General features: G+C 44.2%; 19 protein-coding genes. 16 read left to right on the top strand and 3 right to left on the bottom strand.

Annotation, left to right across the window (positions count from 1 at the left end; translation table 11 throughout):
* Positions 1 to 32: 32 nt before the first annotated feature.
* Together QUB12_RS00450 and QUB12_RS00445 are read left to right on the top strand one after the other, a co-directional pair.
* Positions 33 to 1,085, top strand: coding sequence for a diguanylate cyclase regulator RdcB family protein (locus tag QUB12_RS00450; protein ID WP_333304897.1), 1,053 nt, complete (start codon positions 33 to 35; stop codon positions 1,083 to 1,085).
* Between the two features lie 6 nt (positions 1,086 to 1,091).
* Positions 1,092 to 2,099: a patatin-like phospholipase family protein gene (locus QUB12_RS00445; protein ID WP_333304895.1), complete on the top strand. Its 1,008-nt coding sequence runs from the start codon at positions 1,092 to 1,094 to the stop codon at positions 2,097 to 2,099.
* A gap of 589 nt (positions 2,100 to 2,688) precedes the next feature.
* Here QUB12_RS00445 and QUB12_RS00440 read toward each other — a convergent pair.
* On the bottom strand, positions 2,689 to 4,278 hold the full coding sequence (locus QUB12_RS00440; RefSeq protein WP_333304893.1) for an ATP-binding protein: 1,590 nt from the start codon (positions 4,276 to 4,278) through the stop codon (positions 2,689 to 2,691).
* A complete protein-coding gene (locus tag QUB12_RS00435) occupies positions 4,275 to 8,198 on the bottom strand; it encodes an N-6 DNA methylase (RefSeq protein WP_333304890.1) in 3,924 nt (1,307 codons plus the stop codon). Before QUB12_RS00435 ends, QUB12_RS00440 begins: the two co-directional genes overlap by 4 nt.
* A gap of 255 nt (positions 8,199 to 8,453) precedes the next feature.
* On the opposite strand from QUB12_RS00435, the gene QUB12_RS00430 reads away from it, so the two are divergent.
* From QUB12_RS00430 to recG, 11 genes are all read left to right on the top strand, one after another.
* Positions 8,454 to 8,837 (top strand): GGDEF domain-containing protein, encoded by a 384-nt coding sequence (locus QUB12_RS00430; RefSeq protein ID WP_333305022.1) that lies wholly within the window; start codon positions 8,454 to 8,456, stop codon positions 8,835 to 8,837.
* A 196-nt stretch (positions 8,838 to 9,033) separates the two neighbouring features.
* Entirely contained in the window at positions 9,034 to 9,195 is a 162-nt protein-coding gene (locus tag QUB12_RS00425; protein WP_333304888.1) for a hypothetical protein, read from the top strand.
* Between the two features lie 10 nt (positions 9,196 to 9,205).
* The gene (locus QUB12_RS00420) at positions 9,206 to 9,535 is read left to right on the top strand and encodes a hypothetical protein (RefSeq protein WP_333305020.1); all 330 of its coding nucleotides are present in this window, start codon (positions 9,206 to 9,208) and stop codon (positions 9,533 to 9,535) included.
* Positions 9,536 to 10,060: 525 nt separating this feature from the next.
* Entirely contained in the window at positions 10,061 to 10,249 is a 189-nt protein-coding gene (locus tag QUB12_RS00415) for a hypothetical protein (RefSeq protein WP_333304886.1), read from the top strand.
* Positions 10,246 to 10,407 carry a hypothetical protein gene (locus QUB12_RS00410; RefSeq protein WP_333304884.1) on the top strand — a complete coding sequence of 54 codons (162 nt, stop codon included), beginning with the start codon at positions 10,246 to 10,248 and terminating at the stop codon, positions 10,405 to 10,407. Before QUB12_RS00415 ends, QUB12_RS00410 begins: the two co-directional genes overlap by 4 nt.
* Before the next feature lie 47 nt (positions 10,408 to 10,454).
* Entirely contained in the window at positions 10,455 to 10,964 is a 510-nt protein-coding gene (locus QUB12_RS00405; RefSeq protein ID WP_333304882.1) for a hypothetical protein, read from the top strand.
* 958 nt (positions 10,965 to 11,922) lie between these two features.
* On the top strand, positions 11,923 to 12,114 hold the full coding sequence (locus QUB12_RS00400) for a hypothetical protein (RefSeq protein WP_333304880.1): 192 nt from the start codon (positions 11,923 to 11,925) through the stop codon (positions 12,112 to 12,114).
* A gap of 203 nt (positions 12,115 to 12,317) precedes the next feature.
* Positions 12,318 to 12,719: a plasmid mobilization protein gene (locus tag QUB12_RS00395; RefSeq protein ID WP_106331493.1), complete on the top strand. Its 402-nt coding sequence runs from the start codon at positions 12,318 to 12,320 to the stop codon at positions 12,717 to 12,719.
* A gap of 50 nt (positions 12,720 to 12,769) precedes the next feature.
* A complete protein-coding gene (locus QUB12_RS00390; protein WP_333304877.1) occupies positions 12,770 to 14,533 on the top strand; it encodes a relaxase/mobilization nuclease domain-containing protein in 1,764 nt (587 codons plus the stop codon).
* Positions 14,534 to 14,672: 139 nt separating this feature from the next.
* Positions 14,673 to 16,271: a BRO family protein gene (locus tag QUB12_RS00385; protein WP_333304875.1), complete on the top strand. Its 1,599-nt coding sequence runs from the start codon at positions 14,673 to 14,675 to the stop codon at positions 16,269 to 16,271.
* A gap of 78 nt (positions 16,272 to 16,349) precedes the next feature.
* The gene (gene recG, locus QUB12_RS00380) at positions 16,350 to 18,419 is read left to right on the top strand and encodes an ATP-dependent DNA helicase RecG (protein WP_333305018.1); all 2,070 of its coding nucleotides are present in this window, start codon (positions 16,350 to 16,352) and stop codon (positions 18,417 to 18,419) included.
* A 102-nt stretch (positions 18,420 to 18,521) separates the two neighbouring features.
* Here recG and QUB12_RS00375 read toward each other — a convergent pair whose 3' ends face one another.
* Entirely contained in the window at positions 18,522 to 19,577 is a 1,056-nt protein-coding gene (locus QUB12_RS00375; protein WP_333304873.1) for a hypothetical protein, read from the bottom strand.
* 65 nt (positions 19,578 to 19,642) lie between these two features.
* Between QUB12_RS00375 and QUB12_RS00370 the strand changes: the two genes are divergently transcribed.
* From QUB12_RS00370 to QUB12_RS00360, 3 genes are all read left to right on the top strand, one after another.
* The gene (locus QUB12_RS00370) at positions 19,643 to 19,825 is read left to right on the top strand and encodes a hypothetical protein (protein WP_333304871.1); all 183 of its coding nucleotides are present in this window, start codon (positions 19,643 to 19,645) and stop codon (positions 19,823 to 19,825) included.
* Complete coding sequence (locus QUB12_RS00365) at positions 19,825 to 20,469, top strand: siphovirus Gp157 family protein (RefSeq protein WP_333304869.1); 645 nt, start codon at positions 19,825 to 19,827, stop codon at positions 20,467 to 20,469. The genes QUB12_RS00370 and QUB12_RS00365 overlap by 1 nt, the downstream gene beginning before the upstream one ends.
* 808 nt (positions 20,470 to 21,277) lie before the next feature.
* Positions 21,278 to 24,799 (top strand): hypothetical protein, encoded by a 3,522-nt coding sequence (locus QUB12_RS00360; RefSeq protein ID WP_333304867.1) that lies wholly within the window; start codon positions 21,278 to 21,280, stop codon positions 24,797 to 24,799.
* Positions 24,800 to 24,864 lie beyond the last annotated feature (65 nt).

Below are 24,864 nucleotides of genomic sequence, written 5' to 3'. Positions count from 1 at the left end.
TTAAACAGCACAAGTTAACTGATATCGAACCAATGTCTAATACTTTTTATTCTGAACAATTTGGTTTACAGAAACCCCCCACTGGTTCTCCAAGCCCGTCTACACGCCATCTGGAAGAACTTCAGCACCGAATCCCTGTTGTTGGTGACAAAGCCCTAATTGACCTGGTTAATGGTATTCAAGTCAGTAAAGACATCATCCGCTATCGCAAGAATCGAGGTTTTTTTGGTCGATTGATGGACACATTGGATGGAAGCGATCGCCAACGCCAAATCCTCCTCGATGGCAACCTCATTGCAGGTCAAGAAGCCCTACATCAGTGGGTACTAGAACTGAGTGATTCCCTTCGCATTAGTCAAGTTGCCTTGGAAGTTACCCAGCAATCTTTACTAGAAGCGCGGGATGCCATTCGCCAACAAAAGCGAAGCTTACAAGAACAAAAACAAGCCCTGCTAGCACTCAGCAAACAGTTCGAGCGACTCGCTCAACAAGTTGGTACAAGACTCAACCAATTAGAAGCGCGAGTGCGTTCGTTAGAGGTGCGGGTTGCTGCTAATGAGGATTTAGACAGAATTGTAACAGCTTGGGCAGCAGAACAAACCTATACTAAGCTACCTTGGCCTGTGCAAGTTGTCTTGTTAGCGCGGGAAGTCTTTAGCAGTTCGGTCGCGATCTATGAATTAGAAACTGGCGATACAACCCGGTTTCGTCCGTTACTCGTGAATAAAATACTGTCTACCAGCTTCCAGATGCCTAAAAGTTTTTTTGGGCTGGCTGACTTGTTAGATAGCTCTTGGGGTGAAATGGGAGAGAGCGATCTCGTTCTTACAGCAGCCTTACTAGAAATTCGCTCGGTTCCAAAACATCGGCTCCTGAATACACCCCTTCTGTTTACCATCGGTACAACCCTGGAACTGGCAACCCTTCCAGAAGAAGCTAGACCTGCAAAACCCGGACAGTGCGCTCTGGCACTCTGTCGCACCCAAATTGATTCCATCTCTCGCACCACTGACGCACGGGAATTCGTCACTGCTGTGGTTGAAGAAACTGCCAATGATTGTTTAGCTATGACAGCCAGGAGTTGAAAGAACATGAAATCAGCTACTCCCGACTTTGGACTTGTACTTACTGGTGGCGGTGCTAAAGGAGCCTACCATGCGGGCGCTCTTAAGTATCTTGCCGAACTCGGAATAGAACCCCAAATCATTGCCGGAACAAGTATTGGCGCTCTTAACGGTGCTGTTTTGTCATCTCACGGGTCATTCCAACAGGGTGTTCGTCGTTTGAACGAACTATGGGAACAGTTGGGGACTGCCCCAATCCTTCGCCCGAATACTGGTGCCTTGCTCCATACCATAAGCTACGCAGCCCAAACTTTTGTCCCAACCCTGCGGGGGTGGATGCTTGATTTCCTGGTGTCGGAAGGGATAGTAAAAGACCGTACCGCCATTTTTGACCCAGAGCCAATTGAGCAGCTATTATACGAAGTCGTAAAGCCAGCCCAATTGCAACGGGGCATCGAGTTATGGGTGACAGTCTTTCCTTCTCTGAAAATTCCAGGTTTAGGATACGACTGGTTGATTGATTTCGTCCGCGCTCGTACTGGCACGGATGCCCACTGGCTCTGCGTACAGGATTTGACTGATGAAGAGGCCATCTACAATTTACTTCTTGCCAGTGCTGCCCTTCCTCTGGCATTTCCCAGCCGCGAAGTCAATGGTAAGGCTTATGTGGACGGGGGTTTGGCTGATAATGTCCCGCTAAGAGCGTTGGCAGCGCGGGGCATAACGAGTGCGATCGTCATTCACCTGCAAAACGGGTCGGTATGGAATCGCTACGACTTCCCAGACCAGACCATTATTGAAATTAGGCCAGAACAGCGAATTAACAAGTCTGATACACCGCTCATCGGCTTGGTTGATAGTTGGTTGGACTTTAGCGCCGAACGCATCGCAGAACTCAAACAGCGAGGCTATGAAGATGCTAAGCGTTGCCTTACGCCTATTATCCAAACCTTTAAAGCTGTTAATGACCAGCGTCAGAGTCACAACTCACTGGTTAATTCGACGTGGCGGCTTCTGAATGAGCCACTGCTTTAGAATTGAACTTTGGACAAAACCATCAGGCTAACGGGGGTAAATGAGCAGTCGATACTGTTGGCAAAAGCAATCTTTTATGTAATTAATCGTGCTACAATGACAAGAAATCTTGGCTTTGGGGGTTAGTAATACTCTACGTTAAGATGCCTTGTATTACTTTCGCCAACAGTATCTTCGCTATTTCTGGACCTGCTAGTGGCGATCGCCTTGCTGCTATTTCACCCAGGCGACAATATAGAACCCATTTGACATCTTTTCTTAAAAAATAAGGCGGATAAACAAGCCGTCTCACATAACTCAATAGCCACTTATTAAATAATCTGCTTACAGGTTAATTGTAGGAGACCGCAATCATAATCGCTCAAGACCGCAATCAGGATTTTTCCGAGACCACATTAAATGAAACTGAATCAAAACTTCAGACCAAATTAAGGCTGAAACACAATTATAGTTGCAGTTAATCCTGGCTGAGAAATGTTTTGATTGCAGGTTTGAGCGTTTATGATTGCAGGTCGCTACAACTACTGGTTGTGGTGTCTAGGTTTTCTTGTAGGCTACAAAAGCTAATTGATTTGGTTGCTAGTTCTACTCATGTAGGCAAATCATTAATGAGGCTCTCACATAGACTGATTGCCGATAGGCAATAAGCACTGGCGATACCGACTGTCACTTTGTCACGGGCGGTTGTATGTTGTCCAAAATCAGCTACTTCACGGATATGGTTAACCAAGAGATAGGTGGGCTTAGTGACGTATTTGGAGATTGGATTAAGTTCCTGTCGTGAACCAGTTATTAACTGTAAGATAATGCATTGTGCCCAGGGGCTTGCAGGAAGTTTGCCTCCATCACTAGGAAAGTTAATTGCTTTAGATTGCCATTCAGTAATCCAGCAGTTAGGCAAACTTCGATCAGGTGGTAACTCATGGAACCAGATAATATCTAGAGCGCGATTTACGACACGACGCATCCAATTTGTAGCGTCTACTGGATTTGGGGATATGTCTCGAATTGCTTTTCTAATTAACTCAAACAGATGTGGATCGCAGCCTTGAATTTGGCTGAGCCGTAATTCTAAAACTTCTTGAATGTTTGTCTCAAAATCCTTGTTGGTTTGAAATAAACGGCGTAGCTCTTTGACGCTTGGTGCTCGCAATTCAGCATATTTTTGCATGAGGCGGCAGCTTGATTTAAGTTTATTGCTGGAAAACTGAAGGAAACCACGTTGTTGCAATGCAGTCTTTCGTTCGTGAGGTAGCGTATTTGCGTCTATATCTTCTATAGCTGCTCTAGCTAAATCCTCCCTCATCTCATCCGTACAGTCATCCCATAAATCCTCTAAAAGTTGACGATGGCTAGCAATCATTACCTCACAAACTGTATCAATGTCACTTTTAGTGAGGTTAGTTCCATCTTCAAACTTTTCAGCTAATTCTCTAAGAAGAGCGACCGCAAGAATTGGAATTCCACCCGTCCAATTGCTGACTTCTTTACGGGCAGAATTATCAAGCAAAATATTTCTGACATTCAAAGGCAGCAGAAAGCCATCCCAATCTGAGTCCTCTAATTTTCCCACTAGCAGGGGCATTGGATTAAAAATTTCCCAGAAGTCTGAGACGCGGGAATCTGTTGGCATGAGATCGCGCAGGTTACGCAGATGCAGACGACTACCAGTGACTAGACGCAGACTGCTATGTTGAGCTAAGTTCCTTAGCTGATCCCATAAATTTCTGGTAATTCCTGCCTCTTTAAGAACATGATCAAAGCCATCAAGGATTACAAGTAAGCGATCGCCCTTACTATCCAAATCCTCAAAGACCAAATCTAAAAGCTCGTATATACTGCTGTTCTCATCTGGCTCTAAGTAAGCAGCTAAATCTGAGCTGATTTCGGATAACGTCGTCTTTAACTCTCTAGCAAGGCGTTGTTTGAAATCCTCGTCGGTACTTGGGGGAGAATGTCTTAAGTCAAGATAGACAGCCGCGATATAGGATTCATTACCTTGACGGTATCTCTGTGCCAGATGATGAAGTAAAACACTTTTTCCATATCGTGCAGGACCAACGACACAGACATGATCAGGTGTAGGTTTTAGGAGTTGGCGTTCCAGATTCTTCAGTAAATTTTCACGTCCCAAAAAAGAAGGAACATTTACTCCCAGTACTTGATATGAAATAATCATACTTCCTCCTCCGCCTCTTTCACGGCTTTACGCTGTAGATCAGCAAAATCAACATTTCTCCGAATCCACTCTGCCATCAGGGGAATTGCAAGAGTGTAGGCACCCTGGCGGTCTGACGAGTCAAGTTCTATCAGTTCAAGTTCCCTAAGGAATTCCAAGTCCGCACCCAGTCCAACCCGCCTAGGAATAGGAATCCCCAATTCCTCAAACTTCACCTCAAGTAACTCAAGGTTGACGGGATCGTCCCCTTCAGCCAATTGCTCACAAAGTGCCAAAATTACCCGTCTGCGTTCTTTCCCGGCATATCCCCATAAGGTTTGAAAATGTTCGTTGTCCCCTGCCATTTCCTCAATGGCTTTTTCAATATGTGATGGAGTGATCGTGCGATCGCCAGTTCGGGCGGCATTCTCAAAGACGTGATTGCAGAGTGACTGGACTAAAAAAGGTTGACGAGCACAAAGCTCTACAATGCGATCTCTAGCTTCGGTTAAATAGAGAAGCCTGCCTTCTACGGGCTCAGTGACGAGTGCCCTTGCGGCTTCCACAGGTAAATCGCTAATTCCAATTCGATATCCAATGCCAAACAAAGCCGACCAGTACTCTTCTCGAAGCCGTTTGAGCCTGCGAGAACCTGTGATGATTGCTGATAAATTGGGGTACTCATGCAGCAAGTAACGAATATTTTCTGGAACTTGCGGGCTGGTCACTCCAGAATCAATACCCTCCTGGAGCTTGTCAAACTCATCCAGCATTAGGAGAAGCCGACGGGGTTGGATGGCTTCCAGCACGGATTGTAGATAGAGTTCAAAGGTCTCAAAAGGATGCTCGGTGGAAAAAACTTTGCTTAAGCCTGAGGTAAACTGTGGTTTGAACGGTTTATTGTTTGCTCCTTCGGTTTGCCCAGGCAACCAAACATTAACACCAGCGTCATGGCAAGCCCACCCGATTTTACGAGCCATCAGACGGTAAACATCCTGGGTTTTTATCCCTACCTGGCTCTGATGTCCCTCTGCACCTTGAAAAGAGCAGTCTACTGGAATCCAGTCTGGTAGAACTCCAGGTTTTTGAAGTTGTTTGAGGATAGAGGTTTTGCCGGTGCGTCGATTACCTTCAAGGAGAATTACATTTGCGCGCTTGCTGGCTGAAAGTTGTCCTTTAATTCGTTGAATGACATCGTTTCGACCAAAAAACATTTCTTCCCGGTCAACTGGACTACCCACGATGTAAGGGCTAGTTCCTAACTCACTAGTTAATGCTGAGTTGAGTGTTGATCGAATCGCAAGGGTTAAAGGTACTTCTTCGTGCATAGTTGTCCCATCTAAGCGGGATGCCGTCCATATCATGTTGAAATTGAACGTACCAAATGCCTGCTGCGGTTCTATAAGCAGAGGAAACTTAACCTCACTGCCATCTTGAAGGTATGCTACCTTTCCACTTCCGACTGCTGGGTTAGTCTGAATTTGTAAATTCCTAATTGCGATTGAAGATGCATTTCGGATGTTTAGGGAAACTTCGTTAGGTATCCCAACAACAACGCTTGATGGAGCGAGCCGTGTTGCAATTTCGACTACTGACAAGATTGATTCAACCTCACGAGCAATTAGCTTAGTCACATTAAGACTAACTTCTCTTGCTCTTTCCACTACAGCAAGAGAGGTACTACCCAGCAATTCAAATGCATCTCTCATCCTACGATGAGCATTTTCCAACACTGCTACACGACCTGTTCCATCCGGAATTTCATGAAACCCTCTAAGAGAAGCAGCAGCAGTAGCGGCAGTAACTAACCAAGGTATAATCTCTGGAGAGAACGTTCCTTCTAGCCCATGCACTACTCGGTTTCTAAGGTCATAAAGTTCTTTACCAAAGCGATCAAACCACAGTGGCTCTGCCCTACTTCCGGCTTGTTCGGTTTCTGCGATCATTCGCACTACTTTGGACTGTTCAAGCCAGTTCAACACAGGGTCATCACTAGTACCCATCACCATGCGAACCAAGGCACTTAGAGCATCTGAAATCCGTCCTTGAGTACCTTGCCACAGCCGAGCTTGCATTTGAAGGGGGGGTACAGGTATTTTCAGATCCCTTAAAGCCTCCATCGAAAGATGCTGAATAGTGGCACCACGAGCGTGCCCCTTCAACCAAGATTGGTAGGCAGGAGAACGTAAGAGTTCAGCTAGAAATTGAGCCGTAATACCTTTTCTAGGGCGAATGACGGCAAGACCCTGTGTCGCGATCGCACCTATTGTTCCAGCAATATCTGAAATTAAACCAACTTTACCGATCGTCCCTGATTTTGTAACAACAATATCAAAGGGACGCAGGTAGTGCTTCTCTTTAGCCTTAGCTTCTCCAGCTTTAGTCAGAAAGAGTTCTGGAGCTTTAGCACCAGCACCTATCACATCAGAAACCCGAAGCAGCCCTGCTACAGCGTCAGGGGCTTTAGCATCTTTCGTGCTAATAGACTGGTTATAAGAAATTCCTGTGAAAATATCAGCAATTTGCTGAAGCGATCTCAGCTTAATAGTTGGATCAGTTTCAGTTAGGGCTTTTAACTGTTCAGCTAAGGCATCATCTCCTGTTCGCTTTACAATCAGTTCCCAGTCTCGCTGAGCAAGAGTGGTGATTGAAGTGCTCCAAAGATGTGTACTAGATTTGCCATCATGAAATGTCTGAGCAACTCGCTTTGCCAATAATTGTTGTTCACTAGGTGAGAAGAGTTCTCGTTTTCGTAGTCCAGACGGAAAATCTTCGACTAAGAAAAAGCGCACAGAAGAAGCAGGCTCCTCACGTCGAAAGACTATGAGGTTAGAGTTAAGTCCAGTAAATGGGGTAAAGGCACCTGAAGGTAACGCTAGAATTCCTTCAACATAGAAGTCAGACAGTAGCCGTTCACGAAGTTGTTTTTCGGCACCTGCACGAAAGAGAATTCCATCTGGAAAGGCTACGACGGCTCGACCACCTGGACGCAGAGAAGCCATAATGTGTTGTAGAAAAAGTGCTTCTGTGGTTGAGGTAGGGATTGGGAATTCATTTCGATAAGCATAGGCAGATGATCGTTGTCCCCAAGGTGGAACCGCCAAGATTAGATCGAACCCTTCAGAAGCTCGGTTATGGCGCACTGTTCTCTCTAAAGTGTCGCCGAGTTCAAGCCGAGGGCAATCAATGCCTGCTAGAACAATGCGGGTTAGTCCAACTGCGTAGGCAACAGGGTTGATTTCGACCCCAAAAATGCTATTCTCCTGAATCCCCAACCAGTTTCGGGGAGGAAGAAACTTAGCTTGATCCTGCAAGTGACGAGTACAAGTGACAAGCAATCCGCCCATACCAAAGCAAGGATCGTAGATACGATCGCCTGGTTTCGGATCGGCAAGTGCAACCATAAGATCAGCAACTGGTTGTGGGGTGGTAAATTGCCCTGTACTTCTACCACCCATAGAGTCTGAGATCAAAGCTTCTAGGATAGTTCCAGCATTAGCGCGATCGTCTGCTGAGTCAAAAGGCAAAGAATCGATCCAGCGAAAAAGCTCGAAGACTGGTTCTAGGGTAGTTAATGATTCAGATTGCTCAACTCCAATTTGTTCAAGAGCAATACCGATGCGGTAAAGCTGTTGCCCAAGGGGTGTTGAAATAGCAGATTTTAAAGAGGGAACAAGATTGTATTGAAAGATTTTGATAAAGATTTGAAAATTTTGTTGGCGCAATTTAGACCAACGTAAATAGTCCGGTAGTGCATTTGTGTAATGCAATCCATCAAATTCAGCGATTGCATTTTGTTCTTCTTCGTAAAAGTCTACCCACCGTAAGAATAATAGAGCAGCAGCATGAACTACAGCATCAGGAAATCTTCCGACTCTGTGGTAGCCGTTGAGTGCTCCTCGTAGCTCTTTGACTAAATCTCGCTGTTCTAAAGGGTTCATCCAGTAATCTTTAACTCATTTAGGGGCAACAATCATGATGGCAAGAGGGTTTTGAGTTTTGCAATGACTTCAGCCGTTAAAGTCGGTGGGGCTTTGCCAATAAACTCGGCATTGCGGGTTTGCCAATCTAGAGATTTGATTTGGTCATATCACTTGTATCCGATAGGGATTGAGCCGAGATCCGATACTGTTGGCGAAACATTTCTTAACATTAGGACTGACTAAGAACGCAAGCCACAGTCCAGATTTGCAGAAATTGATGAACTAACCGGCACTGCTACTCGGCGTAAATCCATTCAGGAACTAGGGCGATTATTACATCTGGCAGAACATCAAAATCAGCCATTGTGTTTTATTCTGGATTTAGATCGCTTCAAGCACGTTAACGATCGATACGGCCATGAGGCAGGAGATAGAGTTCTTTCCGTTTTGGGAAAACACTTAAAGCAGTTCTTTCGGTCTGATGATATAGTAGGTCGTTGGGGCGGCGAGGAATTTGTTTTAGGTATATATGGGATAACGCGAGATTTGTGTGCAAAGCGGCTGAATGACTTCCTAAAAACCTGGGGCGAGCAGAAGTTTACTGCTGTTAATAATCAGACATTTCAGGTGACTTTCAGTGCAGGGGTGGTTGAATAACATGAGTCTAATAGCATAGTACCACACTATTCTGCCCAATTGTTCTGGCGTATAAACAGATTTATCGGTATTAGGATGGTGGTAATAAAAGCGAGCGCGGGGCAACAGACTAATTACCAGCATTTCTCCCACCAACCTATTCAACTCTTAGCCAATACCGAACTGCACCAACTGGCTTGCGTCGTGCAATGCTCAGATGCCGAGTACCCAAGGCGACCTGTACACCAACGGGATCGCTCCTGGCTGGCCTAAAAATAGCGAAGCTGTCATCAACCGCAAAGTAGCACTTCAAACCCTTACCAGACGCGGGAACTCTGCTCAACCAACTCAAGAGCGATCGCAAAAAGTCCAGGGCTGATTTGGCAGATGTGGAGGCAATTTTAGAACTGTTGCCAGAGATGCCAGCACAACAGCCAGAGCTACCCGACCTCTATGCAGCGAGGGATAATCTTTTTGAGATGCCCTCTGTGGGTGGGTGGAAGTTTAGGAAGGGTGAGAATCGCGGTCGCTTCTATGCTTTTGCCTCTGCTCTAATTGCAGAGGCCTCAAAACTTGACCAAAATTACACCATAATCCAGCGCTTGCAATCTGACCTCAAGCAAGCAACCGAGCGGTGCGACGGATACGGCAACCAGTTGAGAGAAAAGACAGAAATTATTCGCAAGCTGGAGGCAAATCTAGGACAACGTCCGTTTTAGGTATTCAACCGATAGATTGATATGCAATAGCTGAAAGGCTATCACTTGGCGGCTATTAAAAAAGCAGCCTTAACAGCCTATTCGATTAGTTCTGCTTGCTCAATTGTGAAAGTACAGCTTGCTCTAAATGACACGAGTTACAAGCTTATTCCTTGAATTGGGATTGTAGAGCTTGCTGTTAAATTATTAAATTGATCTTAAGTGTACCGGAACAGTAAAAAACCTCAAAATTAACTTTTTGAGACTGAGTTTTCATGAGTTTTTTTGCATAATTTTGCATAAATTTGAGTTTTTGTGAGTTTTTTTGAGTAAAACTATGCAAGCTCATCTTGAATTATTAGCTGAAGTCGAGGCAGTATTTGCAACTAAAAACTCAAAATAATGCAAATTTATGCAAAATTATGCAAATTTATGCAAGCTGGGAAAGTAAGGAAAAGAACAGGGATGAGCGATAGCAAGCAATGTTTTTGTGATCACAACTTGGCTTTAAAACAGCAAGGCTTGTGCGTTCTGGCGATCAAACTAATGCAGGCTGCAAAACAACTGCATCAATCGGTACTGACTCCCATGCAATACGATCGCGCTTGTCCTTGTAAGCGGATTAGCATAAACTTCTACAGGCGCACATACGAAAAGCAGGTATGGGCAGTAGCAATAGCAATGTTGGGCGATATATTTATACAGATGCGAGGAAAGTTACAGCCGAGTGAATGAAATGGATGGTGCGATCGCAAATCGCTCGCTCCTACAACCGCTTTCTCAGCACAAGCGATCGCTGTACTCCCGAAATAGCTCACGCCCTTCAACGAGCGCCGAACATTAAATTAAAGTCGCCACATCTCAATTATTCGCTATTCGCGAATGTAGAATAAAGGAAAGAAAGCGATGCCAGAGGCTGGCTGAGCCTACGAATAAAGCTATGCTCAAACCGCAAGATATCGTTGCCATACTCAAAGTCCACTGTTGGGAAAAAGCAACCTGGACTTACAGCACCCTCGCTCACAGCTTGGGCATGAGTGCCTCAGAAGTTCATGGTGCGCTTTCTCGCTGTGAAGCAGCAGGCCTCTATGATAGTGAGAATCGCAGGATTTTGACCCAAGCACTACTAGAGTTCTTAGTTCACGGGCTGCGCTATGTATTCTATGCCCAACCCGGCCCCTTAAGTCGAGGACTGCCAACGGCGCATTCGGCTGAACCGTTGAAAAGCAAGCTGGTGGTCTCACCGTCTGAGGTGTATGTCTGGCCTGACCCTCAAGGTGTCGTCAGAGGACAGGCGATCGCACCCCTGTACCGTTCAGTCCCCCAAGCGGCTAAAAACGATCCAGAACTCTACGCCTTGCTTAGCCTGATTGATGCGCTGAGAGTAGGTCGAGTGCGGGAACAGCGTTTGGCGGTTAGCGAACTTGAAAACAGGCTCGTTACTCTATGAACCCGCAAATATTGATGCTAGAAACAGTTGCCAGGGTATTATCGATGGTTTCGAGCTGAGCTTGAAAGTTTGTGCTCCATCGTCCCTGCTTTCCTCTCGCCCGTTGCTAGAAATTCAGGTCGCGCTAGCTTGCTATTACAAAGTATTGAAGAGCAACTGGAGCGCACAAGCCAACTGAACTACAACTCTTGCTATAAAGCGGCTACCGCCCTTGTTCCGAAGATTGATACGAATAGCTGCATAGCGAATAACTGGGGGGCAATCTTTTAGGCAATCTTAACAGTCTATTCGATTAATTCGGCTTACTCAAGACAGTCTATTCAATTAGTTCGGCTTGCTCAAAACAGTCTATTCAATTAGTTCGGCTTGCTCAAGATTGAGATCAAATTATTAATCTTGAGCCAGTTTTGAATCAATTGCAATTTCCATTACTTCAATTCATAATTGCAGAGTTGGCTGTAAAAATCTTAAATAATTCTTAAGCGTACCAGGACGTGAAAAAACCTCAAAATTCACTTTTTTGGAGTGAGTTTTTTTGAGTTTTTCTGCATAAATTTGAGTTTTTTTGAATAAATTTGTGCAAGCTACAAATTGAAGTGTTCGCTGTTTTTGGCTTAATTAGCAACAAAAAACTCATAAAAACTCAAATTTATGCAAATTTATGCAAGGTAGAAAGCTTGCACAAAAAGCAGAGATGGACGGTAGCAAGCAATGTTTTTGTGATCACAAACCCTGACTAATGCGTGCACAACGAAAAATAATCCACCCATAAATACGGCATCCTAACCGCAAGGTCAGGTTTAATACTTTCTTAAGCTTTAATGACAAATGTAACTGTTTGTACTACAAATTAACTGAATATTGTCTCGACACAATAATGCTCCGTTTTTTGGCATAAAGCGATCGCTCGGCTCCGACTGCACAAAAATTACAATTCTGACCCCGGCATGGATAATGTATGCTCGCACCATCGGCTCGCGCAACATTGAGCGGTGGGACAGTTGTTGCCATACCCATAGATCCTCTCAACTTGGGACAGTGCGGTGAGTGTACTGACTTCAAAGAGAGCTGCTACGAATCGACTTCCCGCGATCGCAAGAGCCTCGCGCATAGAACCCACCACTACCACCAGCTTTTTGCTCGCTTGTGACTACCATCGCCGGAGTCAGAGGGCACGCGATCGCACCTCAATTAACAATTTATACAAATAAAGAAAATTATAGTAGTCAATCTCTACTTTAATAAACCCTAATAGCCCTCTCCAATTGGGGGGGATAAAATCACCAGAATAGCGGTGTTCAATTACAGTTGTTAACTTGTATATTTACAAACAGTGATTACCGATTAAAAGCTATGAAAAATTTACCGAAAGTCAGACCCAGAGAGCAGCTATCAAGCCATATCCACATCCGCTTGACTGACTCCGATTACAGCGAAATTCAAACACTAGCTCACCAAGTAAACTTGAGTATGAGCGACTTCATGCGTCGTGCAGCTTTGAGGAGAACTATGCCACACCCTCTATCTGTATTGGATTTGAAAGCCTATCAAGTTTTATGCCAAATTAATGCTCAACTTAAAATTGCCGCAAACAACCTCAATCAGATGAAGAAAGCTTGCAATAGTGCTCTGGTATTGGGAGAACCCGTTATTGTTAATAGAGGACTCTTAGAAAATGTACAGCAACTTATTCGAGAGAACCAAACTGCAATTAAAACAATAGTTGCCAACCTCACCAAATCTACAGTCCGCTAATTCTTAATAAGCCTCAGCAATTGATGTAATAAATCTACTGTGAAACGGCTATGATTGGCAAACAAATCAAAGGTACAGGCTTTCGTGGCTGTCTGAACTACGTGCTGGGCAAAAAAGATGCCGATTTAATTGGCGGTACTATGTGCGGACAGACTCCTGAAGAACTGGCTGCTGAATTTGGGATTGCCCGACAACTAAGACCTAACCTGAAAGTAGCAGTATTTCATGCTACTTTATCTGTCGATTCTACCCAGAAACTAGAAGTAGATGTTGACAATGACCAGCGCTGGCTGGCAATTGCAGCTAACTACATGAAAGCGATGGAATTTGACAATAATCAGTATGCAGTTGTCAAACACAGCGATACAAACCATGACCACATTCACATCGTTGCCAGTCGCATTCGTCTAGATGGGAGTGTCGTTGATGATAGCTGGGATTATTACAGAAGCCAAGAAGTAATCCGCCAGTTAGAAAGAGACTACAATTTAGAAGCTGTTACACCTAGTTGGGAAACATATAAGCGAGCTCCGACTACAGGAGAACATAGGTACTTACAAAGCAAGGGAAACAAAAGTGTCAGGGTGCAATTACAAGACCTAATTGATGAAGTCACCCAAGATAAGCCAACTATGCCAGAATTTGTTGAACGGTTGCAGCAACAAAGCGTAGAGGTGCAAGTAAAAACAACTCAAAGTGAACTAAGTCAAGGCATTTCTTACAAAATAGATGGAGTTGCTTTTAGCGGTACTCAATTAGGTAAAGCCTACACTTTTTCTGGATTGCAGAAGTATCGAAATGTTAGCTATGACCAAGGACGAGATATCGCCCTAATTGATGCTTTAATGCAGCCACAACACTTAGCAATTGTTAGGGGTGAAGCTCAAACAATTGAGTTAGAGTCGTTACAATCTGAGGTAGAAGCAACTGTACCTAAAATTCTGGCAACAGCAAATGAATTAGAGTTGCCACAATCTGAGATAGAAGTCACCGTACCTGTAATCCCTGCAACACCAAATAAATTAGAGTTACAACTATCAATGCTGCCAGAACAAAAGTCTCAGAAACAACAGAAGCAAGAAGAACAGAAACCCCACCAGTCTTGGGGAGATAAAATTGCACCAACTGTACTCGCTCTACTTGATTCTTATCAAGCAGATAGCCTTGAAAGTAACAACAAACGCTATCAAATCGATCGGCTTCCCGAAACCTGCGATGTTGTAGTTCAGCGTGTAGATACCCTTGAACCCGTACCGAATTGTACACAGGTACTAGGTTTTAATTACTCCAAAAAAGGACTAAAAGTTTGGCACAACCTGCTAACTCAAGAGGATGTAGAACACTTTCAGGCCGTTGACCAGCAGTTGTCGGATAAGCAGCAACAACTACAACAGCAACAAACACCGCAACAGCAAATTTTAGAAGCTCAACAAGAAAACCTACAAAACCGCACCCTAGCTGAAGCGATCGTTCCCATTGCAGGAGCAGCATTAGAGCATACACTACTTACTACTAAAACACCAGCACCAGCAATAGATTGGAACCAGTATCACATTAGCTGGAATCGTCAAGAGCTAGAACTTTCCATAACCGTTTCTGACGGTAGAGGCGAGATTCTTCGAGCCAGTTTTGAAGACGACGGAACCTATCACTTACCAGCTTGTTCCGTTACACCAGAAGATGTGAAAAACTTTCAAACTTTGCGCCAAGAATTGCAGGAGCAATTACCATACAAAGCACCCCAACCACAAAAAAGTTTATCCAACCAGCTACAGCGACAACCGCCTAACCGCAAACAAATTGAACTCGACTGAATTTATCCCCCCCAATTGGATCGCTCCGATTTTACTGTTAAGATTCACTCTCTTAGCCGTAGGCAAAAATCCATTTAATATTTTACAATCGTCGAAAGTTACCCGGAATTTATTCCGATTTACGCTGCAAAATTTTACCATGAAATCATCAGAAAATACACCAATAATTACCCCATACCGTTCCCTCCAAATTGGCGAATCTTTAATCGAAATTATCAAACTAGAAGACGAGTATTGCCTATCTCAGACTCAAGCAGAACGAGCTATTGGCAAACAAGATAACTCTACTTTAAGATACCAGCTAGAACGAGCGCAACTGTGGAAATCACCTTGGAATAACTCTCTCAAAGTTAAAAAGCAAGCCCCCAACGGCAAACTCGATCAAATCCGTACCATTCATCCCATCCCTCTCGAAATGGTCTATTTATATTGGCAGCTTCAAGCCCAAACCCGACCCCAAGCTAAAGCCCTAATTGAAACACTCGGAGAAAATGGCCTTGAACAGTTTAAACAAATTGTTGATAGTGCTTTCAGCAGTTCTGAGCAATCACAACCCCCTATTTCCTACCAAAGTAATCTGCCATTGAATCCAGAAAATATCGCGCCAACACACTCGAAAACGGAAACCCAAATTCAAATACAACAACCAGTGGCTTTCACAAATATAGACTATACAGAGGAAATTCCTTGTGGTAAATTACTCAAGTTCAACAACTTTGAGATAGAAATCTTCAAGTTCCATAACATCTACTGCCTTTCTCAAAAAGAAGTTTTTAAGACCATCGACAAATCACCTGCGGGAGCCGACATAGAATATTGCCTCCGACGATTTAAACTTTGGCACTCAACCTTACCGGAATTCATTATTATCAAAAAACTCTGTTGTCCACCTCCTAAATATTTTTTAATCAATTTCCGCCTAGAAGCTGAACGAAACAATCGCATAAAACCTGTTCCTTTAGACATGGCTTACCTTTACTGGAAGGTTCAAGCTATTAACGGTCAGCTTCCAGCTATTGAACTAATGGAAGCTTTAGGAGACAATGGTTTAGAACGACTCATGGAATTAGCTAACGATACTTTTAATGCCACTGTTGAAACCGAAGTAAAGAATGCCTTAAATCCCCAATCTAGCTATTCAGAAATAGTCACATTATCAGCCATTGACAAACCTGAATCTCTTCCAGTTCAACAAACAAGCCAAACTCAGAACTTTCATGAATGGCAGCAATTCAAGTTTGAAGGAAAACAAGTGCGGATGGTAGGAACGCCCGATACCCCTTCATGGATAGCTCAAGATGTTTGCGATGTCTTAGGGATTGCTGAAGCCAGATCCTCAATGCGGGATTTTGATGAAGATGAGAGAGGAGTGCATACTATGCACATCACCGAAATTACTGGAAAACAACGCTTACAGCCCATGCTAACTGTTACCGAACCGGGAATGTACAGATTGCTCTTAAAATCTCGCAAGCCAATAGCGAAGCGGTTTAAGAGATGGGTGTTCCACGAAGTGCTACCAGCTATTCGCAAAACAGGCTACTATAGTACCGATCGCTCTCGCGACAATTCTGAATTCTCTGAACTTGAACAGGACTTAGAGACAGCAAAGCATGAAATCAAACAATATCAAGCAGAAAGCTACAAATTGAGACTGTCAATCGAGCGAACCAAATTTTCTTTTAACCATTTAGTTCAAGAAACAACCCACGTTTTCTCTCTCTTAAATAGCCTATGAGATATTGAGGGTAATTGTAAAAACCGCTGTCCATGTCGGTGAGGGAGCCGCTGAAAGCGGCTTAGTAGAGCTCACTCAATCCATCAGGAAATGAACCTAGCTCTCACCCTAAAACACCTTCCCGGTCTTAGTCCCACTGAAGTTAAAAAACTGAGCCAAATGGGAATTCGCACCATTAGCGACTTACTCTACTATTTTCCCACAAAGCATCTCACCTATAAACGCACTCGCATTACTGAAGCAGTCGCGGGAAGTTACGTAACAATTGCAGGCAAAATTGTCAGTCACAGCATCTTCAACTGCCGAAACAACCCCAAACTCACCTTACAAAAGTGGATTATTCGCGATAAAACGGGTCGAATCACCTGCACTCAATTCTACCACCATAGCTATTACCAATCCCTCGCATGGCGTTCCGAGCAAATCGAACTTTACGCTCCTGGTTCAATTGTAGTAGTGACTGGCCTCATTAAAGAAGACAGCTATGGCAAAAACATCAACAATCCTACTATTCAAGTATTAAGTCTGAGTGATGCCAAAGCCAGCGCAACTTCCATTGTACCTGTCTACAAACAATGCAAAGGGATTGCGTCAGAAACAATCGGAAAATGTACCCGCATAGCAATTAACTGCGTTGGTAAAATTACCGATCCGCTACCCAAAAAACTTCGGGATCGCTTACAACTTACCCCTTTGAAGGAAGCGATCGCGTACATCCACTTCCCCCCTGATTATGAGGCGTTAGAAAGTGCAAGGCGGCGCTTAGCCTTTGACGAATTTTTCTACTTGCAACTAGGACTGTTGCAGCGCCGATATGCCTTGCAGCAACAGCCAGGATGCCCCTTGGCTGCAACGCTCGAATTGCTAGGCAATTTCTACAAAACCTTACCTTTTGCCCTCACCAAAGCGCAGGAACGAGCCATTCTTGAGATTTTAACAGACATGGAACGCCCTGTACCCATGAATCGCCTGCTGCAAGGGGATGTGGGTGCTGGCAAAACTGTAGTAGCCGCAGTTGCTATGCTGGCTGCCGTTGAATCCGGCTATCAAGCAGCACTCATGGCACCAACAGAAGTTTTAGCCCAGCAGCACTACCGCAAAATTAGCCAGTGGTTAGAACCATTGGGGGTAGAAGTCGCCCTACTCACTGGTTCCACTCGGACTCAACAACGCCAATACCAACTGAGGCAGTTAGAATTAGGGCAAATTTCCTTGCTAATCGGTACTCATGCACTGATTCAAGACACTGTGAACTTTAAGAAACTGGGAATGGTTGCAATCGATGAACAGCACCGATTTGGAGTTCAACAGCGGCTCAAATTGCAGCAAAAAGGCGTTAGTCCTCACATCCTGACAATGACAGCTACACCCATTCCCAGAACTTTAGCACTGACACTACACGGCGATTTAGACATCAGCTTGCTCAATGAACTACCACCGGGGAGACAGCCAATTCAAACTCGGCTATTTACAAGTAGAACTCGCCGTCAAGCATATCAAATCATTCGGCAACAACTCCAACTCGGCCATCAAGCTTACATCATTCTCCCTCTTGTCGAAGAATCTCAAAAGCTTGACCTCAAAGCAGCCATTGAAGAACACCGACAATTGAGTGAAAATGTCTTTCCTGATGTTAATATCGGGCTACTACACGGCCGCATGAGTTCAGCAGAGAAAGAAACAGCGCTCGCCAATTTTAACGCCAATCGAACTCAAATTCTAGTATCCACCACCGTCGTTGAAGTAGGAGTTGATGTCCCCAACGCCACCGTCATCTTAATTGAACACGCGGAACGATTTGGCCTTTCGCAATTGCATCAACTCAGAGGTCGGGTAGGACGAGGTACTGCACAATCTTACTGCTTACTGGTGAGTGATTCCAAATCTAGCAATTCCAGAGAGCGACTTACGGTGATGGAGACTTCGCAAGACGGCTTTTTCTTAGCTGAAATGGATTTGAGATTGCGAGGCCCTGGTCAAATTCTGGGTACTCAGCAAACCGGTCTTCCTAAATTTGCTACTTTGGATTTAGTCAACGACCAAGCAATACTAGAACAAGCTAGGAAAGCAGCACAATTAGTTACCAAAAAAGACCCTACTTTGAAACGGTGGCCTGAACTCTCGAAAGAATTGTTCCGGCGACAATAGGTTAATAAGGGGAGGGGAAGGGGAAGGGGAAGGAAGGATAAGTTTTCGCTTTTCTTCAATAAAAGCTAATAATAACCTGGATTTTTCCGTCCCTTTACCTTCCTAACTAATCAGCTTTTTCTCCCCTTCCCCCTTCCCTTTCGACAAGCTTAAATAGCTAAGGCGATAATTAGTTTTAGCCATCTTCCTAGCTTCTGCTGTTGTCCAAGGTTTAACCGGAAGCAACTCAGGTTCAGATTCTAACAGCTTATAGGAAAAGAGATCGCCCGTTACTTCAGCAATGACAAAAGCAATAAACTTGCAACAGCTTAACGGCGCTTGTACTACCTGCTTCTCAGTAAATCTAACCACAATCCAATTCCACTCTAAGAATAATTGATTGCGGCGGACATCGCCCTCAGCATCGCAACAGTGAGTCGGCTGCTTAGATTTACCTGCATAAGGTTCATCAATCTCCACATCAATTCCTATCCCCGATGGAGTGTGAATTACAATAAAATCTGCTGAATAGCTTCTTCGAGATGACGGAATTTTAAACTCTGCTGCTTGGACAACTTCCTTAAAATACCGTTGTAAGTATTGCAAAAAGCGCTCTTCACTCACCCCTTGTCGAGCTTGAGAACAGCCAATATAACTAACCCGAAGTGACATCAAATCCTTGAGCAATCTATTTCTGGAATCAAAGTCAACTTTTACGCTTTTTAAAACTGTCTGCAACCCTTCTTTTTCCAGCTTAAAACTAGAAAATTCCGGCTGCTTTTTGGATAATATCTCTTGTTGCTTATACTCCAAAACCTGCTGCTTATATCTAGATAACAGTTTTTGACGGCAACCAAACACATAACTATAAGCAGCCGCAATTAAACATGAATAAGCCACCACTATCAACAGCATTTCCCACCACAGCCAACCCCAAGAAATAGCTAACAGCGGGAGAGCGATCGCACCATAGAGCCAAAACACCCAAATTAACCACAGCAACTTGACAGGTAACACTACAGGCGGTTGAGGCGGAGTCAGCAAAACAACAGGCTGCCTGAATTGTTGAGTTTCTTGAACTTGGGATGAGGTAGCACCACTAGAATTTACCTCCGGCAAAGGATATTGATGGCAGAACTGCATTACTATTTTGGGGTAAAAAACTATGGGGTAATTCATCTCTTTAAATCCTCTTTTTTTAAGAGCGCTATCGCGCTATTTGTCAGAAAATATTTTTGACCTGTATGCCCAAACCACAAGCATCAAATTCCCAAAAAACAACTGATTTTCCACCAGTTATCAAGATTAAAAACCACAAACAAGATAGGCATCTTGCTCTTGAATTTGACCCAGAAACAATAGCTGCAATTACTCAAATTGAAGCTCGACATGATTACTACCACACCTGCATTAACGGACGATATTGATGAATCTTGCTACTCAATCTCTCGCTCAAACCTCCCTAGCTGCTGCTCAACTTTGGCATCAACTAGAATCAATAGAAACTCCTGAAGAAATTGACCAACTGCTGCAATCCCTTTGGCAAACCCAAGAAAGCCAAGAACTTGCTGTTGACACCCACGCGGACTTAGCTGACCAAATTGATGCCGAAATTGCTGCAATCAAGGCTCGGATGCAGTATTTGATAGAACTGCATTCCACAGCTATCAATAAACTCCAGGGGTGGAGAGAACGCTTAGATAAAACCGTTCTCTACTTCAACGAGTGCGGCGTGTTAACTTCAGAAACTATCGGTAAACACCACCGCATTACTGTTAAGGAAAATCCGCCTACCTGTGAAGTTTTAGTTGACGCTTCTCAACTACCAGAACCCTATCGCCGCACCGAGACAAAAATCGTAATCTCGGCTGACAAAAAAGCGATAGCAGATGCTTGGAAACAAGGAATGCCTGTAGATGGCACTAGGGTTTTCCGCAAACGCCGAGTTGTTTATAGCCTACTCAAAGGCAATAACTTGAATGCCTACCCAGCTAATTTAAACTCCCAGTTGCCAGCCGCAGCATCGACCACTCAACCAAAAGCAAAACGCCAAAAGCGCCACTCTCCTTAGATAGGAAAATGGGAAGTTAGGAGGACACAGAAATTTCATTCGTTGCGCCTTTTTCTTCCCTTTCCTCAGCTAAACCTCGCTCCAATAGCTCAAATCATCAAGCTCCTCTTCTGTTGCACCAAAAGTATTAATCCACCTCATAGCTCGCTCAAATAAGTGGCTATTTAACCGCCGCTTATCGGCATCAGACTGAGGCGGATTAGACCCCTGCCAACAATTATCACCCAGCTCAATTTTATCAAGGCATTGAGGGGACTGTGATTCAAATTTATTCTCTTGCATTCTTTAACCCTACCTAATTGTTACCTTCAGTTTAACCCACTTTATAGGGAGTGGGAAGTTGGGGAGAGTGGGAGAGTGGGGGAGGGGGAGTTAGGGAGAATTTGACGCTTACTTCCTAAACTGTACGGCATTAAAATTTGGTATTTTTTAATGCCAGATAAAAACTCGTCAAATCCTCTCCCACTCTCCCCTTCTCCCCAACTCCCACTCCCACTCCCCCACTCTCCCCCTCCAATTGAGCGGGTAACTATCCCTCAATCATCGGATGTCTTTTCACTTCCAAACTTGTACAAAAGAAATTGAGTGTGTGGGCAAAAAGACATAAATTTACCTACTCTCACTCATGGTTTCACGCTTCCATTGATTAACCCTATCCAATCCATTAGCATCGAAATTCTCAAGTCGAGGTCAATGATTCCCCATTCCCTTTTCATACTCCGCATTCCCCACTCCCCATTATTCCGGTACAACCGGAATTGATATCAATCATCACAACTAACTTTTCAGGTTTCAGGAGATACTCATAATGACCAAAAAGCATTCTCAATCACTAGAGCCTACCTGCCAGTATACTGAGCTTCTAGCAGGAGCTGGGCTAAAAATCCCTGTCTTTGATATGTCCTTCGAGAACGGCAAAGAAAAAGGACGCTACCAAAGAGAACCGGAAATCCTCCGAAATTCAATGCTTGAACTACTCTTTAAACCCGAAGAATTAGCAACACTAACCATCGTCAAACCAGACCCAGATGATAGCAGCCTTGACCCTCTCAAAAACATCGACTTCGGAGACGGTATTGCTAGAAGAGTTGCCTTTAGTTCTGGCAAAAATGTGTACTTTGCTGACAAAGAACTTTCAGCCAAACTGTTAAGCGTATTCACAACTCAACCAGATCATTCCTGTCGCTACGGCTCTCTGCTAGTAAGCAGTTGCACTCAAGGAGTCCAGTTGTTAGACTGCTCTGTTAGTGGTGAAACATTGCGAGTCAAAATTGTTGATTCCCAAAGTGATGACCCTTCTGAAAAAGCTTTAGCTCAACGATATCAAACCGGAGACTGTCACGGCAAGATTTCACCCACATTAGCCCAACAATTAGATGGCATTCACAACCGCCCTTTTCAATTTCGATTTGCTTGGCTTTCAGACTGGGAACAAGAGAATTGTGTCACTCCCCAAATTAACTTCCTTGCTAAAGGAACGCTACTTCCCGATTCCCAATTAACTGATAATTTAGGCTATGATATCATTATGGATCGCTCTTCCATCAAAGGAGTTGCCGCATTGCAATTAGCTGAATTAATCCCTTGCGGAGATTACGAATTTCCCAAAGCGGTACTAGGAAATCGAGGCAATGCCAAAGTAACTGAATACGAAAATTCCTGGCAATTTTCGATTTGGTACTCCGAAGCAGCTATTCAGACTGACATCGCCACCCCCACCAAACTTGAAGCCCAAAAGTTAGCTGACTTGCAAAACAATCGGTTGCAACTTGCTAAATACTTAGTAGAGCAACATGACAAGAAAGTGGCTTTTCAATCTAACATTCACGAAGACAACAACGGATTAGAAGATGAAACCGATGAAAAAGCTCAACGCAACGAATATCGGCTAATTTCTATTTTGAGAAACGACAAACTCGGTCAACTCCTTGACTTTCCCAAAGTCGTCGATTTCATGCAAGAACAACTAGCTAAGAAGTGGCGAGACTTAGCAATTAAAGGAGCAATTCATCATGGTTCAGCAATGGCTCAACCCTGCGAAGACCTAAAACCTGGTACAATTGTTGCCCCCCACTTGAAAAACGGCACAGAAGTCATCGTTACCCGATACCCAATTGTCAGTAAAGATAACATCCGACGCTACACAGTAGACAATAAAAGCCATCCCGAATTAATGCAGTACAAAGGATGCGCCTTCATTCGCCCCGACCAAGCTATGCAGCACCACCAGTGCGATTTTGATGGAGATCAATTAGTAATTACTCCCGCCTCAAAACTGCCCAATATTGCCTCTGAAACCAGACACGCTAATCAAGAAAACGAGTACGAAGCTGTTTCCAAGCGCAGTAAAATTGATTACACCAAAGCTACTGATGAAGAGGGCAACCGTAAGTATACCAAACTGCGGCAAATTGCCGTAGCGATCGCACACAACAAAATCGGCTGGGTTGCTACCTTAATTGGACGAGTACAGTCTTCTGTACCCCAACCAAAACAACCTACAAACTTATTTAACCACAAGAAGCAGAAACTACTCGGTCAACTGTTTGATGCCCTACAAATTGAAGTGGACAGCCCCAAAAGCGCTACTCGCACAGAAGACTACCACCCCAATTTGCTAAACCTTGCTAAGGAATGGTCAAACGAATACCCCTCTTACTTGTTTGACTTCAAAGACGACCCCCGGCTTTACAAAACAGTACCACTGCCCGCAGAAGACAACGCTGCCATCAGTTGCATCGCTCGCAGTGCGGTTAATCCTGAGTGGGAACCCACCCGCTTAACCAGCCGCCACCGCGACGAATTTCGCTACCTGTTCCCCTCTCCTAAAGATTTAGATGAGAGAGAAGATTGGGAGAAATACTACGTGACATGGGCCAAAGATACTAAAGAGCGATATCGAGAACGGATGGCAGAAATCTACGAGCAACAAGGCGATGACCTCAAAGCTATTAGAGAAGCTGTTGGCAAATTGTATGAGAGTTTAAGAACCGACGTAGCTGACGCATTTCCTCACCCCAAAGAGCGGATGTTAGCTGCTAGCGCATTGTGGCACGTAGAAACTACAAATCCCAATTTAGACGTGCCTCGCAAAGCTTGTCTTGAACTGTCGCGCCAACTGAAAATTGAGTTCCACCTCGAATCTGACTATGAGCGGCTACATGAAGCTCTGCCCAAGGATACTTACATTTTGAGCGTCCCTTTTCAAAAATTAGCAAGAGATGGAAGCGGTCAAATTAAAAGGGATAGCAAGCGACAGCCAATTAGCACTGACTTAGCTGGTGAATGGAAGGAAAAGCTAGACAATAAAGGCATTAAATACGAAGCTAGTTTACATCCCAGCTTGCCGATGGTTAACTTTGCCTTGCTCGACCCCAATGAGAAATTGGTAGAAGTCCTAGATCAGGAATTTGGCAACAATGAAAATGACATCGACTCTCTCAATTTAACTTACCGAGATCGCTTGGGTCGAACCCAAACTGCCACTTCGCGTATTGTAGCTCCTGCCAGCTACAATTGGGTTGAATCTAAAGACAGCCAAACTCCCAAAGCTGCATTGGTTCTTAACTTGTTCTCCGATGAAATTTGCCAGCAATTGCAGACTTTTCAGTTTGAAACTGTTGAACTAATTGGTCAAAAGTACAACGATTTCAAAGATGTTGATTTTAGCAGCGAGAAGTGGAAAGGAAAAAGATTGACTTTTGAAGTCGATGCTTTTAAAAGCGACACTGGTAATTACCGAGATGGCAACCCAATTGTCAAGCTCAACGACCGTCAACTAGCCATGTTTTCGCCTAATTCTCCTAAACTGCCTATTGGTGCAACCTTTGAAGCAACTATCGAATCTTCACCCAAAAGCAGTGCTCTCATTTTAAACATCGATCCGGCATCGCTGAGGTTAATTGAAGAAGCGGCTGAAGTGGAAATCCTGTCAGTAAAAGGCAAATCTGCACCCAATAGAGAGGGCTTCGGCGAAGACATTCGACCGGGGAAATCGCTCTCTAAAAGTTCCCAAGAGCAACAGTCCAAACCTCAAGAAAAAAATTGCGATTCCGCAACTATTTCTGAATTAATGCAAGCTGCGATTGGCAATGCCTATCAGAAAACAGGCGCTATTGAATTTCCAGTTGGTTCTTGGGGTGTATTCGTCAACAGCAAAACCCAAAAATGTACCGTTGAGGATGAAAGTGGCGCTATTATCTTTGCTGCTGACTTGAAAAGTGAGCGAATTATCAAAGGATTGTCTGAAGAAAATAGCGCTAAGTTTGTCGCAGAAATCTTAGAAAATTCTAGTCCTAAACGCCATTCGTCTGTTGCTGTCGAACTTTAAATGATGCGGAATGGGGAGTAGAGAAAGAGGTATAGCCGAGATTAACGTGAGTTCGAGGCGATCGC

This window comes from Microcoleus sp. B7-D4 (assembly GCF_036705125.1).
Taxonomy (GTDB): Bacteria; Cyanobacteriota; Cyanobacteriia; order Cyanobacteriales; family Microcoleaceae; genus Microcoleus.
This window is presented reverse-complemented; position numbering and strand designations above follow the sequence as displayed.

Bases quoted from the DNA above. Each gene is read 5' to 3' on its own strand.
- QUB12_RS00440 (WP_333304893.1), bottom strand. From the start codon at position 4,278: ATGATTATTTCATATCAAGTACTGGGAGTAAATGTTCCTTCTTTTTTG.
- QUB12_RS00425 (WP_333304888.1), top strand. From the start codon at position 9,034: ATGCCGAGTACCCAAGGCGACCTGTACACCAACGGGATCGCTCCTGGC.
- QUB12_RS00365 (WP_333304869.1), top strand. From the start codon at position 19,825: ATGAATCTTGCTACTCAATCTCTCGCTCAAACCTCCCTAGCTGCTGCT.
- QUB12_RS00400 (WP_333304880.1), top strand. From the start codon at position 11,923: ATGCTCGCACCATCGGCTCGCGCAACATTGAGCGGTGGGACAGTTGTT.
- QUB12_RS00360 (WP_333304867.1), top strand. From the start codon at position 21,278: ATGACCAAAAAGCATTCTCAATCACTAGAGCCTACCTGCCAGTATACT.
- QUB12_RS00370 (WP_333304871.1), top strand. From the start codon at position 19,643: ATGCCCAAACCACAAGCATCAAATTCCCAAAAAACAACTGATTTTCCA.
- QUB12_RS00385 (WP_333304875.1), top strand. From the start codon at position 14,673: ATGAAATCATCAGAAAATACACCAATAATTACCCCATACCGTTCCCTC.
- QUB12_RS00415 (WP_333304886.1), top strand. From the start codon at position 10,061: ATGCAGGCTGCAAAACAACTGCATCAATCGGTACTGACTCCCATGCAA.
- QUB12_RS00390 (WP_333304877.1), top strand. From the start codon at position 12,770: ATGATTGGCAAACAAATCAAAGGTACAGGCTTTCGTGGCTGTCTGAAC.
- QUB12_RS00435 (WP_333304890.1), bottom strand. From the start codon at position 8,198: ATGAACCCTTTAGAACAGCGAGATTTAGTCAAAGAGCTACGAGGAGCA.
- QUB12_RS00410 (WP_333304884.1), top strand. From the start codon at position 10,246: ATGAAATGGATGGTGCGATCGCAAATCGCTCGCTCCTACAACCGCTTT.
- QUB12_RS00395 (WP_106331493.1), top strand. From the start codon at position 12,318: ATGAAAAATTTACCGAAAGTCAGACCCAGAGAGCAGCTATCAAGCCAT.
- QUB12_RS00450 (WP_333304897.1), top strand. From the start codon at position 33: ATGTCTAATACTTTTTATTCTGAACAATTTGGTTTACAGAAACCCCCC.
- QUB12_RS00375 (WP_333304873.1), bottom strand. From the start codon at position 19,577: ATGAATTACCCCATAGTTTTTTACCCCAAAATAGTAATGCAGTTCTGC.
- QUB12_RS00405 (WP_333304882.1), top strand. From the start codon at position 10,455: ATGCTCAAACCGCAAGATATCGTTGCCATACTCAAAGTCCACTGTTGG.
- QUB12_RS00445 (WP_333304895.1), top strand. From the start codon at position 1,092: ATGAAATCAGCTACTCCCGACTTTGGACTTGTACTTACTGGTGGCGGT.